16 protein-coding genes are annotated in these 15,377 nt (G+C 50.1%); 12 read left to right on the top strand and 4 right to left on the bottom strand.

Features of this window, described 5'->3' with window-relative positions; all coding sequences use genetic code 11:
* The gene (locus Enr17x_RS18580) at positions 1–2,955 is read right to left on the bottom strand and encodes a M56 family metallopeptidase (protein WP_145311224.1); all 2,955 of its coding nucleotides are present in this window, start codon (positions 2,953–2,955) and stop codon (positions 1–3) included.
* Positions 2,952–3,365: a BlaI/MecI/CopY family transcriptional regulator gene (locus Enr17x_RS18575; RefSeq protein ID WP_145311223.1), complete on the bottom strand. Its 414-nt coding sequence runs from the start codon at positions 3,363–3,365 to the stop codon at positions 2,952–2,954. The genes Enr17x_RS18580 and Enr17x_RS18575 overlap by 4 nt, the downstream gene beginning before the upstream one ends.
* Positions 3,366–3,557: 192 nt before the next feature.
* Here Enr17x_RS18575 and Enr17x_RS18570 point away from each other — a divergent pair, with 192 nt between their 5' ends.
* The 3 genes from Enr17x_RS18570 to Enr17x_RS18560 all read left to right on the top strand — a co-directional run bounded on the left by Enr17x_RS18570 (position 3,558) and on the right by Enr17x_RS18560 (position 5,907).
* Positions 3,558–3,845: a hypothetical protein gene (locus Enr17x_RS18570; RefSeq protein ID WP_145311222.1), complete on the top strand. Its 288-nt coding sequence runs from the start codon at positions 3,558–3,560 to the stop codon at positions 3,843–3,845.
* A 492-nt stretch (positions 3,846–4,337) separates the two neighbouring features.
* Positions 4,338–5,351: a DUF1559 domain-containing protein gene (locus tag Enr17x_RS18565; protein WP_145311221.1), complete on the top strand. Its 1,014-nt coding sequence runs from the start codon at positions 4,338–4,340 to the stop codon at positions 5,349–5,351.
* A 172-nt stretch (positions 5,352–5,523) separates the two neighbouring features.
* Entirely contained in the window at positions 5,524–5,907 is a 384-nt protein-coding gene (locus Enr17x_RS18560; protein ID WP_232100768.1) for an Ig-like domain-containing protein, read from the top strand.
* Between the two features lie 197 nt (positions 5,908–6,104).
* On the opposite strand, the gene Enr17x_RS18555 is transcribed toward Enr17x_RS18560, so the two are convergent.
* Positions 6,105–6,878, bottom strand: a complete 774-nt coding sequence (locus Enr17x_RS18555) for a hypothetical protein (protein WP_145311219.1) — start codon at positions 6,876–6,878, stop codon at positions 6,105–6,107.
* 351 nt (positions 6,879–7,229) lie between these two features.
* On the opposite strand from Enr17x_RS18555, the gene Enr17x_RS18550 reads away from it, so the two are divergent.
* Both Enr17x_RS18550 and Enr17x_RS18545 read left to right on the top strand, forming a co-directional pair.
* Positions 7,230–7,934: a family 16 glycoside hydrolase gene (locus tag Enr17x_RS18550; RefSeq protein ID WP_145311218.1), complete on the top strand. Its 705-nt coding sequence runs from the start codon at positions 7,230–7,232 to the stop codon at positions 7,932–7,934.
* 27 nt (positions 7,935–7,961) lie between these two features.
* Positions 7,962–8,510, top strand: a complete 549-nt coding sequence (locus Enr17x_RS18545; RefSeq protein ID WP_145311217.1) for a putative signal transducing protein — start codon at positions 7,962–7,964, stop codon at positions 8,508–8,510.
* 56 nt (positions 8,511–8,566) lie between these two features.
* Here the strand turns inward: Enr17x_RS18545 and Enr17x_RS18540 are convergent, their stop codons facing one another.
* Positions 8,567–9,247 (bottom strand): hypothetical protein, encoded by a 681-nt coding sequence (locus tag Enr17x_RS18540; protein WP_145311216.1) that lies wholly within the window; start codon positions 9,245–9,247, stop codon positions 8,567–8,569.
* A gap of 13 nt (positions 9,248–9,260) precedes the next feature.
* On the opposite strand from Enr17x_RS18540, the gene Enr17x_RS18535 reads away from it, so the two are divergent.
* The 7 genes from Enr17x_RS18535 to Enr17x_RS18505 all read left to right on the top strand — a co-directional run bounded on the left by Enr17x_RS18535 (position 9,261) and on the right by Enr17x_RS18505 (position 15,032).
* The gene (locus tag Enr17x_RS18535; RefSeq protein WP_145311215.1) at positions 9,261–9,608 is read left to right on the top strand and encodes a hypothetical protein; all 348 of its coding nucleotides are present in this window, start codon (positions 9,261–9,263) and stop codon (positions 9,606–9,608) included.
* 67 nt (positions 9,609–9,675) lie between these two features.
* Positions 9,676–10,263, top strand: a complete 588-nt coding sequence (locus Enr17x_RS18530; protein ID WP_145311214.1) for a DUF1990 family protein — start codon at positions 9,676–9,678, stop codon at positions 10,261–10,263.
* A 110-nt stretch (positions 10,264–10,373) separates the two neighbouring features.
* A complete protein-coding gene (locus Enr17x_RS18525) occupies positions 10,374–11,993 on the top strand; it encodes an FAD-dependent monooxygenase (protein ID WP_198000664.1) in 1,620 nt (539 codons plus the stop codon).
* Between the two features lie 54 nt (positions 11,994–12,047).
* On the top strand, positions 12,048–12,377 hold the full coding sequence (locus tag Enr17x_RS18520; protein ID WP_145311212.1) for a hypothetical protein: 330 nt from the start codon (positions 12,048–12,050) through the stop codon (positions 12,375–12,377).
* Positions 12,378–12,446: 69 nt separating this feature from the next.
* Entirely contained in the window at positions 12,447–12,770 is a 324-nt protein-coding gene (locus Enr17x_RS18515) for a hypothetical protein (protein WP_145218607.1), read from the top strand.
* Between the two features lie 121 nt (positions 12,771–12,891).
* Positions 12,892–13,755 carry a metallophosphoesterase gene (locus tag Enr17x_RS18510; protein ID WP_145311211.1) on the top strand — a complete coding sequence of 288 codons (864 nt, stop codon included), beginning with the start codon at positions 12,892–12,894 and terminating at the stop codon, positions 13,753–13,755.
* Positions 13,756–13,811: 56 nt separating this feature from the next.
* Positions 13,812–15,032, top strand: coding sequence for a sialidase family protein (locus Enr17x_RS18505; protein ID WP_145311210.1), 1,221 nt, complete (start codon positions 13,812–13,814; stop codon positions 15,030–15,032).
* The last annotated feature ends 345 nt before the right edge of the window (positions 15,033–15,377 follow it).

Here is a 15,377-nt window from a genome sequence, read left to right as displayed (position 1 = left end):
TTATTCCCCGTCCGGTTTCGGCAGGATTTCCAATAGCACCGCTTTGACTGATTCCAGTGGTGTCTCTCGGCTTGTGAAACCGGCGTCTCCCCAGATGGCGCTGGAACTTTGTGATCTGCTTCTGCCCGGCTTGACTGGAGGTGGGGCTACGACGAATTCGAGACGATGCTTCAAGTCAATCGTTGCATGGTAATACCAGCTCACCGTCATTTTGGATTTCGGAAACTGGTCTTTGAGCGGACGTTCGTGGAATTCAAAACTGTTGTTGTAAGAACCCATGCCCGAATAGAGGTTCCCGCGATGGCTTTCAAAATGAACGCGTAGCGGGTTGAAGGCGTCAGACGTATATTTACGGGCCTGTCCGTCGACGGGAAATTCGATCAGGGGCAACTCTTGATTCAGCGGGGCACTGCGGGCAGGTAGCTGAATCTGTTCAAAATAAATTGTCTTCGGCTCCACATAAGGCACCAGTTCGAAATGTGCGATTTCACTGAGAGGCAGCATGATTCGGATTGATGAATTACCTGTCTGTGAGGAAAACCAGCCGTCTTTATTCAGGTTCTGTCTGCGCCCCGTCTTTGAGACCACCCACAGAGAGAATTTCTGTTCTCTGTTTCCCGTGATCTGAAAGATGATCTCCGAGGTGTTCTCAAGCCCCTGGGCTTCTCCGTGAAATCCGCTGTTGGAACTCCAGCCGTTATGATTGCCTGCACCAAGATAGGTGATCGCAAAGGAACTGCCTGCATGTTGCACCGTTGATCCGATGGCGGCAGGAATCTGGTAGCGGAAATCATCGCTGTCGTAGTTCATTACTTTCAGGACCAGGTCCACCTTATCGGGTAACTTCTCCCACAATGAGAATAGATGAAATCGGCTTTGATCAGTCCACGTGAAGCCGGCGCCATACTGGAATGACTGCAGCGGAATTTTCGTCTGCGAGTCCAGTACATCCACCTGCGATAACGCAAAACGAGATGGGGCCGGGCCTGCGAGCTCAATCAACGCATGGTCCATAAACGTGCCGTTTGTGATCTTGAGCGAAGATCCTTTGACCGCAATCCCCATTCCCTTGCCGTCTTCCGTTCTCACTCTACCGTCGGCCTGACCGCGTGCGACACGTCCGATACTGTATGCATTGGAGTCTGAGATCAGTTGCAGCGTGTCGGTGCCTGTCGCGTTTTTGAGTCGCGGCGTCTGGGATGCCGTACGTGTGAAGTCCCGTGGGCGCGACCAGGGTTTCCAGACCATGACATCGGGTAAGATGCCATTTCGCGCGTTGGACTCGATCCAGCCCAGGTTTTGAAACTCGGCAAAATAATCGACAGGATAAGACTGTGAGCTTGTACGATACACGGTGTCATAGACGGGCAGATGAACCTGGCCTTGAGAATCTGTGATGAGCGCCACAAATTTCAATCTCAGACTTGGATCCAGTGAACCCTTTTGCACTCGATTGCATTCAATTTCCAATTGGTCAATTGCGACATCCTGAATGGGATCACCATTGCCCCGTTTGTAGGTTTGCGTGAGCACGACAGGGGCATTGGCCAGGGATTCATTCAAGAGTCGCGAGGCCTCTTCCAAATTTCCATTCATGCGATGCCACGTGCCCAGCAGATTTTGCGCGTAAAACAATTTCGGATGCGCTTCCAGAATTGCTTCCAGTTTGTCTCGGGTTTCTGGGAGTGAAAAATCTCGGATATCATTTCGGGTAAAGAAGTACGTCTGTGCCAGCTCCTTGCATTCCTTAATGGCGGTCTCTTCACCAGCATCAATCCGGAAGGGAAGATTCCGCCAGCCATAATCTCCTTCCAGTGTGGTTTCCGTGACAGGCTGTTGATCCGGTCGCAATCCGGGCAGCATGATCAGTGCAAATAGCAAGGTGAATATCAGAGCCGGATATCGCAGGCGGTCAGCCCGAAACAGCGTACTATTCATCAGTCGTCGAATTCGTCGAGCGGCCGGGTGTTCCTGGTGCACAAATCCGAGCACCAGCGGTTCTGTCAGTCGAGTTGATTGTCGGCTCGCGGCTTCAATCAGCGTTTCACAATACCGCTCCGGTTCGGCGAGCTGTTTTGCGAGCAGAAGATCATCACAACAGTCTTCCCGGGTTCGCCTGAGTGATTTTCGTAGCCACCACAGAGCCGGATGAAACCACCAGACGAGGCTCACCAGCGTTTCGAACCAGCCAATCAGCAAATCGCGGCGGCGGATATGTGCCAGCTCGTGGGCGATCACTATCGTCAGTTGATCGGGTTGTAACTCTTCGGCGATCGCACGCGGCATTACAATCACCGGGCGGAATGCACCAATGGCAAATGGGGCGTCCGTCTCGTCTGAAATGCGCAGGGCAGGGGGCGATTTCATTTGCAGCAGTTCAGATATCCGTGCGACTTCTGAAAACAAAAAACCATCTTGCTGGAGTGTACTCGCGCGTACAATTCGTCGCACACAGCGATAACGGTGAATCAGTAAACCAACGAAGACAGCCGTGCCGAGCAGATACAGAGGCAACAACAGACAGGACCAGCGGAATTCCGGTTCTGGCTTTGATACAACGGGAACAGACGCGCGGGATGACGCTGTTTGAGGCGTTGGTTTGGTTTTTGACTTAGAGGCAGGGTGGGATGGAACGCGGGAGCGACTGGTGTCTGATGCGATTTGGCTTGTTATGCCGGGGGCTTCATCAATCACAATGACCGGATCGGTAATGATAACAGTGTTTCGAATGACTGAGTACTTCGTGAACAGGCCCGTTTGCAGGTCCAGAAATGGTGGCATCGCGAATTTGACGAGCACCACCAGCAGAATCGCATAACGCAGCGGTGCGCTGATAAATCGCCGTGTCAGAAACAGAAATACGAAGGCAAAAAACGCGACAAACGCAGCCTGAATGCCGGCGCTCAGCACGAAACCACCCCATTGCTCTGCGGTATGCTGGAAGAAATGGATCATGATTTGTCTCCCTTCTTCTTTTGTTTCTGAGTACGCAGATCATCAAGCAGTTGCTGCAGCTGGGTAATCTCTTCTTCCGTCGGCTTACGCGTTTCAAAGAACGAGGACATAAAGGAGAGCGTATCGCCGCCAAAGACTCCCTGGAACAGGTCATTCATCAAATGACGATAGGCCCGCGTTGATTCGCGCGTCGCACGAAATACAAACGCCTTTCCCTGATCTGCCTTGCGTTTGGTGACCAGTTTCCGGGCCTCCAGTCGTTTGAGCAGTGTCATCACAGACGACGGCTCCATCTTCCGCACTGGCTGCAATGCCTCGCAGATTTCTTTGACCGTGGCCTCTTCCAGTTGATTCAGGCAGACCAGAACATCCCGTTCGGCATCTGGTATTTTTGCTTTTGAATGATTCATTTTTTTATTAAAAACGACAATTGTCTTTATGTCAATAGAAAAAAGACATTTGTCGTAATTTGTAAGGGGAGAATTTATCTGGCATCGCAAATCGCACTCATCTTTGAATTTAATTTGCGGCCGTCCCTCTTTTTCGTATCATAGACACATCAACCAAGAAAACAGGATGACGCGCTGAGGAGAAACAGCTAAATGAAGTTATCAAAAGAGAGGCTGATCACATTACTGGTGGTGATTGCCAACGGCATATTGGGAGCGACGATCGGCAACTTTTCTGAGAGTCGGCTCTGGGAAGCGACCTTCGCGGTTTTGATGTCGCTGCCCGGCATGGTCGTCATCTGGAATAAAGACGCTTTATCGGTAACCGGCTTAACCCGGGGCCTGCGCCGCGATTCGCCTCCGTCACTGCTGGACCTGATCGGCTGGTTTTTCCTGCTGGTCATGCCGGTTCTGTATGTGTATAAACTCAGTCAATTGTGACACGGAATTGCAGGTGCGATATCTTTGAATTGTTCCGTCTCTTTCTTGCCAATACATGAATTGATCCGGCTGACGCTGAAACGCGCGACTCATCTTTTGGAACGGAATCAGCAGGGCTTTTCTCAAACCGACCCACCGGCTGAAGATATTCAGGCCATTCGCAGTATCTATCGTACTTTGCGTACGTAAACTGTTGTCTCACAAGGAGTTCTGGATATGAGCTTCGTCGCAGATTCTGCCGTTTTTCAAAAAAGAAATATTTTACCGGTAAATCCAGGGGGAGGCGTACGACTGCATGTGTAGGACTATGTTCATTTGCTTCGTTAAAGACGAATTGGCTACATAGTTCTATGTATGACGTTGGTGATTAGACTTGTTTGATGTGCTGGAGATCGATTTGATTACTCAGCTGTGTCCAGGAATATGACAAAACAATCTTCGTCCCCATCTGTTTTGTAATCATTTATTTATTGTTTGATGAAAGACGAAATCATGAGTTCTATAAGACGCTCGCTACGACATCGGGGGTTTACCTTGATCGAACTGCTGGTTGTCATCGCCATTATTGCGATTCTGATTGCGCTGTTGCTGCCTGCGGTTCAACAGGCACGAGAAGCGGCACGGCGCAGTACCTGCAAAAACAATCTTAAGCAGATCGGCCTGGCTATGCATAATTATCATTCCACTTTCAAAACACTCCCCCCGGCTTATGTCCGTGATCCTAATGTGGGAGACGATGAAGGGCACTGGACCTGGTCAGCCTTTCTGGCTCCGTATATTGATCTCTCGACCGTTTACAATACTTTCAATGTCGGCAATACTCCTGCCAGCTATGCCTTTGGCGCGAATATTCAGGCAATGCAGCAGACGTATCCCGTCTTTCGCTGTCCCTCAGATACCGGAAAGGCCACTCATACCGAAGCCGGTTACACTATTGATTATTTCGACGCTGGTGGCGGGCGGACTTCTAACGTTGGAGTTTCGGTGACGAATTATGTCGTTTCCAATAACAACGCCTATCACCGGGCCAATCAGGCATCGAATTATAGCGATGGAACAACTGGCGCCACGGGAGCGTTCTGGGGAAACAGTCGCTGTCAGTTTCGCGATTTCAGCGACGGTTTGAGTAACTCGATTTTGGCGGGAGAGCGTGCCTATAACATTCCAGGAAATCCGATGTATGCGGGCATGCTCTTTGCTGTTCGCGACAATATCGGACAGGGGCCTACCTGTGCCAACTGCACTGGAAATACAGCTGCCAACCAGGGCTTGTTAAGCATTACCGGAACCACTCACTTCGGGATCAACCCGGTTTCATCTACTGATCAGGCCAATGGAGGCTACAGCAGCCGCCACGTTGGCGGAGCCCATTTCTTGATGGGTGACGGTGCCGTCCGTTTTATTAGTGAGAATATCGATACGAATGTTACCAATGGTGGTGTGGTCGATAGTACTCTCGAACGTCTCTCCTCAATTCAGGATGGCGACGTGATCGGCGAATTCTAAATCGGATTCCAGTACATCAACGCGACCGCGCGAGCAAGTAACGCTCTGCGGTCGTCGTTGTTTCTCTACTCTACTGACCCACTTGAGTCCGGGTGGATCACTCAAAGAAGAAGTTAGGTATCGTGTTATGAAAATCAGGATCGTTTCGAGATTCCTTATTACCGGCTGTCTCATGTTCGGTTTATGGGGCTGTGGTGGCGGAAGTGACACACCGCCGTTAGGCCAGGTTTCAGGAACCGTCACTTTAGATGGTCAACCACTGGAACAGGCTCAGGTTACTTTTCAACCTGAAAACGGACGCGCGTCTATCGGGGAAACCGATAGTGAAGGGAATTATGAATTATCATACACGGGAACAACCTCAGGTGCACTGCTGGGGGCACATCAGGTTGTAATCATCTCAGCCGTGGAAGCCTACTCCGATGAATCAGGTGAAGGCAAAGACCGGAAAGCACGTCCGGAACTGCTGCCCGCGAAATATAATTCCAAGACAACATTAAAAGCAGACGTCAAATCGGGGAGCAATCAGATCGATTTCCCACTTACGTCAAAGTAATCAGACAGGAAAACAATGATTCTCTTATTTGAATGACTTGTCTGTAAACTGAATTCAGGAATATAGAGAGGCCCTGCCGCCGGATCAGGTGACAGGGCCTCTTGGTTTTACAGCTGTCTGGTTGTGTTTGACCAGTTTTTGAATTTGAGATGACATCAAAGATCTGTCAGCGTTTTATTGGACGCCTCTTCGTTCCATTAAATGCGGTCTCGCAGCCATTTTTCATCAGACGATACACGACTGTCTGTTACTACATCTTTCAATCGAAATGTGCCAATTAACGTAACACCGACTCGTGATCGCGTTGTGCTGCCAAAACTCTTGGCTTTAGCGTAGAGATACAAAGTACAACCGCGTCCTCGAGGCAGATATTGAATACCGCCTACGTGAGTATCTCCCATCCGACTACCAATATTCCTGTTGGCTGAGTCTAAGGTGTACTCGTCACTTGGCGCTTCTACTCGACAGGTGCGTTCGGTTTTACCACGACTTCCACCAGGTGTCGTTACCGGACCCCGTGAAGCATGTTGATAATCTGATTTGGTGACCCGCACACCACGGTATTCCTTTTTGCGGTTTTTGCGAAATTCTTCCCAAACAGTTTTAATACGATTGTCTCGTTCTTTTAAAAGTTGGACTACCCGATCCGGATTTCTACGAACCGCTTCAGCAAACCAATCGTCAATATTTTTCAGTTCTCTTTTTAAGGGAGCTAAATAATCATTAATTGGTTTGACGCTTGCAGATTCGCCCGCCTGAAGTTGAGTTAACAGGTTGGAGAGTTCTTTTACCGAATTGGCATGTGAATCAATGAAAGATTTTTCATGGTCAGGTGAAATGAAGTTGGAAAACTCCTTGCTCACTTCTGGGGCAGATAATGCATTCTTTTCCTCTTCTGCAAAAATTGTCGCAGCAAAGCTTGAAAAGAATGCAAATAAAAACAGCATGGCATAAACTGGACGACAAAACATGGGGAATTCTCCTTTGGGGCAATAAAACGAAATAGGTGAAAAAGATGGTCAGTGTCGCATGAAGCTTCAGAGTGAAAATCGAATAAAAAGTTCCTGAGACCAGATTTTGAAAACAAAGCTCAAGAATTACCTTTACACTAAGTAAATCGAAAAAGAGGAATTCACATGATCAAAATTATGATGAAATCTGAAGAGCATCATTGGGAACTGGCCTGCAGCCGGGGGCTTTCAAAATGAGTTACTCTGTTTTCATAGGCAAAACCGTTATTTGTTTGACTCTAAATGTAGACTCAATTACATTGTTGAACGCTGACTCAAAATTCTCATAGTCCCAGATTCCTGAAAGTGCTCATGATGTTCTATCACCGATGTTTGCTTACTCTGGCCTGTTTTGTGTCCGCCCTTCCGGTTTTTGCTGGTGCCCCCGATGCGATTCCCGCCGATCAATACCAGAAACAGCTTTTCGAGGACGACTTTTCAAAGCCAAAACTGGGCAAGCAATGGAATCTCTACAAGAGTTCATCCGTCGTCAAAGAGGGCGTATTGCAGGGCGTGGAACTCAAAGACGGCGGGCATGCGGCCGTGCACCAGTTGCGGACGGAACCGTACAGCGATGTAGAGTTGACCGTCGATCTCAAGTTCGCCGGCTCGCCTTACACCAACTTGACGTTCAATCAGCACAAATTCAAAGGTTCCCATGCGGGACATCTCTGCCGCGTTGTGATCTCGCCCACAAAAATCACACTCCGCGACGGCAAGACCGGCGTCTTCAACAACGAGATCTTCAAGAAACGTCGAGCCAAGGAAAAACTGACTTCCGAAGAACAGGCGATTCTTAAACGAACGCAGGCCGTCTTTCCGGTCAAGCTCGAAAAAGACAAATGGTACACCGTCACCGTGCGGATCAAAGGTGATCTGATGCAGGCTTTTATCGACGGCAAAATCATCGGCTCGCTCCGTTCTCCCGGCATTGCCCACGCCACCAAAGACAAGATCGGCCTGGTCACGCCGAAGCAGTCGATTCATTATGACAATGTGAAGGTACGCGTGCCTTAAGTAATTCTCTTTCAGGAACCTCCCGCAATGTCGAATGACTTTGTTACGGTAGCAACGTTGAATACGCCGACGGAAGCCAGCCTGGTGCGTAATCAGTTGGAAGCGGAAGACATTCGCGTTTTTCTCTCGGACGAAGAAGCGGTCGGCATGGCCTGGTATCTGGGAACTGCGATCGGCGGCATCAAGGTACAGGTTGCGGAGGAAGACGCCGAGCGGGCCTTCGCCATTCTGGATGAACACGATCCGGTTCCCATTACCGAAGAAGACTGGAAAACCGTCGAAGGGTTCGAGAACGGCTGGGACGAGGAAGAGGACGAAGACGAGTCTCCGGAACAGGAAGCAGACGAGGATGTACCCGTAAGCAACCTGGATCAGGACCTGGATCGTGCGTATCGCGCCGCCTTTCTGGGCATTCTGTTTCTGCCGTTACAGGTTTATTCGATCGGAGTGCTGCTTACGATTGTCTTAGGCGACCACGAGCTCACACCAGCCCAACAGAAAAAAATCAACATCGGCTTCATTGTGGATTCCTTCCTGTTGGTTGTGATTCTTTATTTTTTAATGCCTCTGCGGTAGATGCAGTAATTTCTAACTGCTTCATGAATCAGCATTTTCTGAATGAATTCACCAATTCAATCAGGTTTGAACTCATCGTCCCATTCCGTGACCGCTTGTTCTGCTTCGACGAGCGCTTTCTTTTTTTCCTCTCGTTCTGATTTGATTAAGAAACAGAAAAACGGGGTACTCCAGATGAGCATTCCTGTCGGAGCAATGAATCCACGATACTCTCTGGGAGGATCTAATAAAATCAACAGGAATAAGATCATGGTTGCAGCACCGGTCCACCAAAGCAGATAAATGAGCTCTTTGTCTGCACTGGTCGATCTCACGAAGATTCCCTCTTTCGGAACAGTATAACGAAAGCCCCACATACAAAGAGGGAGCAGGGGCAAGAACAGATACCCCGGTTTTTGCAGGCCCCAGGCTGTGAAGATGCCGATCAATGTAGTGATACTGGTCATGATAATTGTCAATCGGTCCCAGTTCCTGCGGGTATGCAGCACATCATCCGGCTCCGCCTCGCGAGGCTTGTCTAGCTTTGGCTTCAATAGCGGCAGTGCAATCTTCAGGCAGAACAGGGGCCAGTTCTGCTGTTGGTCTTCTGGAAAATGGTTGCGAAAGTATTGAATCAGCCAGAGCCGTTCCGCTTTCGTATAGTAATAAAAATTAATCGTACCCCTTTCGAGAGCCGTTTGAACTTTGATTAGTCCATGAGAGTGAAGGCCCCAGTGAACAACATCTATGTCACACAAATTAATTTCTCTATTGAAAAAGACACCTTTCATCGTGATGTTTCCATTTTGCAGAGTTACTGAAACATATTTCCAAACCAGCATATACCAGAATGAAAATGCTGCCATGGGCAGCCAGCAGCATGCTGAAAAAGGGATCGAATATACTCTGCGGTCGACCGGCGCACTCAACCACATAAAGAAACCAAATCCGAAGAAAACGAAACTGAAAAAAATCAGATTGATGATCCCGCCCGTCAGAAAATCCTTTTCCGGGCGAAAAACCCTGCTGGCCAGTTCTGGTTCTATCTCTCCCGTGGTATCGGATATTCTGTTTTCCACAACGGCCCGTTCCCTTTTTTATCTAGGGTCTGCTTCTTAGGCTTTCAGTACAGGAAACGGCTCCTGGTACGTTCCGGATTAAAATACTTTCAGGATGATTCAAAAAAATGTTCCTTTTCAAACAGCCTGAGTCAGAGCAGATCGCTGACTTCATCGCGGCACAAGCCCGGCTGGAGTTTACGTATCCCGATGCGGGAGCAACCACATTGCCCACACCACCCGCTGGATATCAGATCGATCATAACCGGATTTGTCTGGGACAGGGAAAAGCATTATACGAACTGGCGAAGCAGGCCCTTGTTGACTGGCAGCATTATCGCTTCGACTGGCTGACGCTGCATCGCCCCGATGCCGCTCCTGAGGCGGGGCAGACGGTGGCGGCTCTGGCGCATGTTCTCGGGATCTGGGTGTTGAATGCCTGTCGGGTGGTGTATGTGGTGGAAGAGGCCGAGCCGCTGTGTCGCTTCGCGTTTGCGTATGGCACGCTGCCCGAACATGCCGAGTCGGGCGAAGAACGTTTCCAGGTCGAATGGCATGCAGACGATGATAGGGTCTGGTACGATCTCTATGCATTCTCGCGACCGGGACAGTTACTTTCTAAAATGGCGTATCCCTATGTTCGCATCAAACAGAAACAGTTTGCGCGGGAATCTCTACAAGCGATGCAGGCTGCCGTTCTCCCGAATGATGGTTAAAACTGTCAATTCCCGGTTGAGCTGATACACTGTTCTTCATATTACAAGAAGAAGGAAATTAAACCGACGATTCAAATTGCGGGCGATATCATCTGAACGGGAAATTTGTTGTGAGTCAAAGTCAAACCTTACCTAACGAGACCCCGGTTTTGATTGTGGGAGCCGGGCCGACCGGACTGACGCTGGCAGTTGAGCTAGCGCGACGTAACATCGAATGTCTGCTCGTCGACCGCAATCCCGAGCCGCTCCCCTTTGATCGGGCGACCGTTATTCACAGTCGTTCGCTGGAATGTTTCGAGACGATGGGCGTAATCGATGCCTTTCTCGAACGCGGTCTGGTCATGCGCGGTTTCAATATATTCGCAAATGGAGAGAAGGTGGCTCAGACCAGTTTTGACAGTCTGGAGTGCCGACATCCTTATGATTTGAATCTTTCCGAAAACAAAACGGAAGAAATACTCACCGAACGTCTGGAGCAACTCGGCGGTCGGGTTTCACGAGGCTGGTCACTGGAAGGGCTGGAACAGTCTGGCATTGGAGTGACCGCGTTTCTGAAATCCGCCGACGGAATCGAACAGGCGGTGACCGCGGATTGGCTCGTCGGTACAGACGGCATTCGCAGTCGGGTGCGCGAAGCGATCGGCGTTGAAGTTTCCGGTCATCACTACCCGGCTCGCTGGGGCGTGATCGATGGGCAGATTCTTAACTGGAAGCATGAGTCCGATCGGGCGGCAATTCAGATTGAAGCTCCCGCTTTGAATCCGGTGCCACTTCCCGGGGATCGCTGGCGGATTTATTTTCGCGCTGTTGAAGATGCGGATCCTTCTACACTGTTAGACTGCATTAATGCGGGACTCGATGCGATCTCTCCCGGTTCTGCGCTGCAGGAACCGGATGAGCCGATCCTCTATCATACGTTTCGTCAGTTGAGCGCCCATTATCGCTCGGGGCGTGTGTTGTTGGCGGGAGATGCAGCACATGCCTGCAGTCCCATCCAGGGACACGGCATGAATACCGGTATTCAGGATTCCTTTAATCTGGGCTGGAAGCTGGCGCACGTTCTTTCCGAGAAGGGGGGCTTTGGTCTGCTTGACAGTTATGAACAGGAACGCCGTCCGATCGCGGCGGCTGTGGGGGCATCAGGCGATGTAGTCGAAGAATTACGCACAATTCCCGACGACCCGGCTGCGGTCGCACGGGTCAAACGCGCCCTTTGCGCCATGCTGCTGACAGCCAGTGGCCAACAACAGGCCGCGCGGGATGAAACAGGAATCGACTTTCATTATCGAGAGAGCCCCCTGGTGAGCGGCTATCACGCCCACGGGGAAACAGCGCAACAATCGTGGATGGGGCCGCTGCCCGGCGATTGTCTGCCGGACGCAGGACCTTTGATGCCGTCGACAACAGAAGAGACTCTGACATTATTTCAATTGATGCAGACCACCGGGCATGTGCTGCTCTGGATGGCCGCTGATTCGACAGCGGTTCCAGATCGAATGGAAATCGAATCTTTGCTGCAGCCGGGCGATGTGTTTTACGTCATTTCAACGGACACGAAACAAGCTGCTCTCGCGTACTGGCTTTCTGATACCACGGGGCAAGTTCACGCACGGCTGGGAGTGATTGATCCCTGTCTGTTTCTGATTCGTCCCGACGGACATGTCGCTATGCGCTGCGAACCGCCCGAGTTATCGCAGGTTGCCGCATATTATGAGCGATTAAAATGTTAACAGGTATGAGTAACCATCAAGGACTAACAGCTTGATTCACAATAGGGGACACCGATGTCACTCACGAGAAAACAGCTCAAAACACTGAATAATATCCGAAGCTTTAAAGAGAATCCGCCTGATTATATTTTCGTATTAAAGAAGAACCTGGCCTTCGGTCTGATGGTCAGCGTACCGTTTGGACTTGCCGTTTACCTGATGTCTCTCCAGAACTGGATGTTGCCTGTTGCTTTTGTCGCAGGTATCATTTGCGGAATCTGGTACATTATATTTATCCATGTTTTGAGTGCGAAGCGGATGCGGTTTTGGGCATTTATGGTTCGGGTGATCGACTGGCAGAAATGTGATGACTTGCAGGGGCAGAAACCGGTTCAGTCGGAGTGATGCGAAAAGTTTCCATAAACCGCAAATGAGATAGATGTTTTTATCGTTTTTCTTTCTCAGGACAGACGGATGCCACTTTCTAAATTTGAGCAACGTTTCTTCAAGTCGGTACGTCATTACGAAACGCATCCCCCCACGTTTCAGAAATTATTTTTCGGATGTATTCCGATTGGTGTGTTACTGCCGATCGGATTAGCTATCATCGCTTTTTTGTCGTATCAGGACGGCCAACCATTGATAGCGATGTTATGCTTCGGTGTTTTCTGTGGGACATGGATGACACAACTCCGCGCTGTCATTGCTTCCCTGCGAGTGTGGAAAATTCTGATTCGCGTGATTGACTGGCAGAAATATGATCAATTATTAGAGCAAGAGTCTGCCGACAGCAATTGAAGTCGACCCGGATACAGGAAAGACGATGCTTTGTTTTTGCTGCAGAGGTGACTTTACTTCAGGGAACGGGTATTTTAAGACCTGTTTTCTTTTGTTAATTCATTCCTGAGGATCATCATCAATGCGATTCAAGACGTTACCGCTGGGCCTGCTGCAGATATTGTTCGTTATTTCAACGGCAGTCGGGCAAATCCAGCCCGAGCCCGATGAGCAGACGAATCCGGAAGTCACGTTTTATGTGATGGGCGACGTCCCCTATAAGCCGGTAGAAGACGCACAACTGCCAAAACAAATGAAAGCGATCCCCGACGATGCCGAGTTTGTGGTTCATCTCGGCGATATCAAAGGAGGCGCGGCACCCTGTGATGAAGCCGTCTATCGCAAGGTGTTTGGGATGCTGCGAAAGTCGAAGAAACCGGTGTTTATCATTCCGGGTGATAACGAATGGAACGACTGCCCCGATCCCGCTCAGGCGTGGAGACTCTGGGAACAGTACTTCATGCGGTTCGATCGTCATTGGCAGCATACGCTCCCGGTCATTCGACAATGGGAACGTGAAGAAAACTTTTCCTTTGTGAAAGGGGGCGTGCTGTTTGTAGGGCTCAACATCGTTGGTGGTCGCGTTCACGATGCGGCAGAATGGAAACAGCGCCATGCAGCAGATCTCGACTGGGTCCGCCGTAATCTGCATCGTTATGGTAAGGATGTCAGTAGTCTGGTACTCTTGGGGCATGCCAAGCCCGTTCCGAACCACAATGATTTTTTTGACCCCTTCAGCAAAGAGGCATTACGATTCGACAAACCGATTCTCTACATTCACGGAGATGGTCATGTCTGGATCTATGATCGCCCGTTTGCCGCCAAAAATATCTTACGCGTCCAAGTCGATCAAGGGGGTATCGCCCCGCCGTTGAAAGTAACCGTGACGGGTGACAAAACCAATCCGTTTCAGTTTGATCGTCGGAACGGAAAGCCAGCGAAATAACTGATAGATCGTCGTCAAACGATTTAATTTCAATAACTCAATTAAGCGATGCTCAAATGAAAACCGCGCTCAGTCTGTTTGTCTTCACCCTTAGCACTGTTTCGGTCCTTTTTTCGGCGGACCCCGTTTCAAAGAAACAGGCCGAGATTAAACGCATGGAACAGATCGCCGATCTGGCGTTAATTCCTCCCACGTTGAATATGTCGCCACTCCCTGAATACGATTACGATCGGCTCGATTATGGCATGACGATCGGCATTGAGCGGACGCCGGGCGGGCGTCTGTGGGCCTGCTGGGTCGCGGGCGGTGACAGCCCCAAGGCGTTCTTTGTGTTAGCAAGCAGTGATGATGACGGCGAACACTGGTCACATCCGCGGTTGGTTCTTGATTCACATTCGTCGGAACTTCCCTATGACCGAAGCATTCTGGTCGGTAATCTCTGGACCGATCTCACGGGGCGCCTGTGGCTGATTTTTGATCAATCGATGCATATGTTCGACGGACGAGCCGGGGTCTGGGCGACCATTTGTGAGAATCCGGATGCGGAGACGCCGATCTGGTCGAAGCCGCGTCGTATCTGGCATGGCGTGACCTTGAACAAACCGACGGTGCTCTCGAATGGCGAGTGGATGCTGCCGATCTCGCTGGATCAACGTACCGGTTTCGGACCGTTTAAAGGCTGCTTCAAAGAACTTGATCCTGTTCGTGGTGCGAATGTTTTTGTTTCGAAGGATCAGGGCGCAACATGGGAACGTCGCGGTGCGGCGCGTTTCCCGAATCCCGACTGGCATGAGCACATGATCGTCGAACGCAAAGACGGCTCGCTCTGGATGCTGGCCCGCACGGCAAAAGGCATCATGCAGACCACATCGGCGGATGGTGGGCGAACCTGGGCGAAACCGAGCGCGCCCGCGCAGATCAAACAACCCAACGCGCGGTTTCACATCCGGCGGCTTGCTTCGGGGCGGCTACTATTGATTAAACACGGTGATCGCATTGACGCCCATCACGGTCGCGTGCAGCTTAGCGCCTGGCTTTCGGAAGATGATGGTGAGACCTGGAAAGGGGGCTTGATCCTCGACGAACGGAAAGGAATTTCCTATCCCGATGGTTTTCAGGCGCCGGATGGCACGCTCTATATTTCTTATGACCGAAATCGATCAACCGATGGCGAGATCCTGCTGGCGCGGTTTACGGAGGAAGACGTCCTCGCGATGAAACTGGTTGGGCCGAAGTCAAAGCTGAAAATGCTGATCAGCCGCCCGCTGGCAAAATAGATTCCTCGGGCATTGCGTAGGGCCCCTATGTTTACAGGTGTGATTATTAAAAGATCGTCAGCGTTTCTCTATTTCTGATGAATTGAGAATTCCCACCAGAAATTTGAATATATCTGCGTGTGAGAGTGATCTAACTGACTGAGTGGAAATAGGAGATCTCAAATTTCTGAAAAATGGCGAATAATGTTTGACTCTCAATTTGAGTGTCATATTATACGCCTGTGTAGTTTAGTGGCACGGTAGATCATTCTGAGGGGCCTCGCACTTGGGATTTTTCCAATCTGGACAGTTCTTTGTCTCGAAATAATTAAGATGAAACCGTTGTAGGCGAATGAGTTCGTAGAG

This window comes from Gimesia fumaroli, from assembly GCF_007754425.1.
In the GTDB taxonomy this organism is placed as follows: Bacteria; Planctomycetota; Planctomycetia; order Planctomycetales; family Planctomycetaceae; genus Gimesia; species Gimesia fumaroli.
This window is presented reverse-complemented; position numbering and strand designations above follow the sequence as displayed.

Bases quoted from the DNA above. Each gene is read 5' to 3' on its own strand.
- Enr17x_RS18580 (WP_145311224.1), bottom strand. From the start codon at position 2,955: ATGATCCATTTCTTCCAGCATACCGCAGAGCAATGGGGTGGTTTCGTG.
- Enr17x_RS18575 (WP_145311223.1), bottom strand. From the start codon at position 3,365: ATGAATCATTCAAAAGCAAAAATACCAGATGCCGAACGGGATGTTCTG.
- Enr17x_RS18570 (WP_145311222.1), top strand. From the start codon at position 3,558: ATGAAGTTATCAAAAGAGAGGCTGATCACATTACTGGTGGTGATTGCC.
- Enr17x_RS18565 (WP_145311221.1), top strand. From the start codon at position 4,338: ATGAGTTCTATAAGACGCTCGCTACGACATCGGGGGTTTACCTTGATC.
- Enr17x_RS18560 (WP_232100768.1), top strand. From the start codon at position 5,524: ATGTTCGGTTTATGGGGCTGTGGTGGCGGAAGTGACACACCGCCGTTA.
- Enr17x_RS18555 (WP_145311219.1), bottom strand. From the start codon at position 6,878: ATGTTTTGTCGTCCAGTTTATGCCATGCTGTTTTTATTTGCATTCTTT.
- Enr17x_RS18550 (WP_145311218.1), top strand. From the start codon at position 7,230: ATGATGTTCTATCACCGATGTTTGCTTACTCTGGCCTGTTTTGTGTCC.
- Enr17x_RS18545 (WP_145311217.1), top strand. From the start codon at position 7,962: ATGTCGAATGACTTTGTTACGGTAGCAACGTTGAATACGCCGACGGAA.
- Enr17x_RS18530 (WP_145311214.1), top strand. From the start codon at position 9,676: ATGTTCCTTTTCAAACAGCCTGAGTCAGAGCAGATCGCTGACTTCATC.
- Enr17x_RS18520 (WP_145311212.1), top strand. From the start codon at position 12,048: ATGTCACTCACGAGAAAACAGCTCAAAACACTGAATAATATCCGAAGC.
- Enr17x_RS18515 (WP_145218607.1), top strand. From the start codon at position 12,447: ATGCCACTTTCTAAATTTGAGCAACGTTTCTTCAAGTCGGTACGTCAT.
- Enr17x_RS18510 (WP_145311211.1), top strand. From the start codon at position 12,892: ATGCGATTCAAGACGTTACCGCTGGGCCTGCTGCAGATATTGTTCGTT.
- Enr17x_RS18505 (WP_145311210.1), top strand. From the start codon at position 13,812: ATGAAAACCGCGCTCAGTCTGTTTGTCTTCACCCTTAGCACTGTTTCG.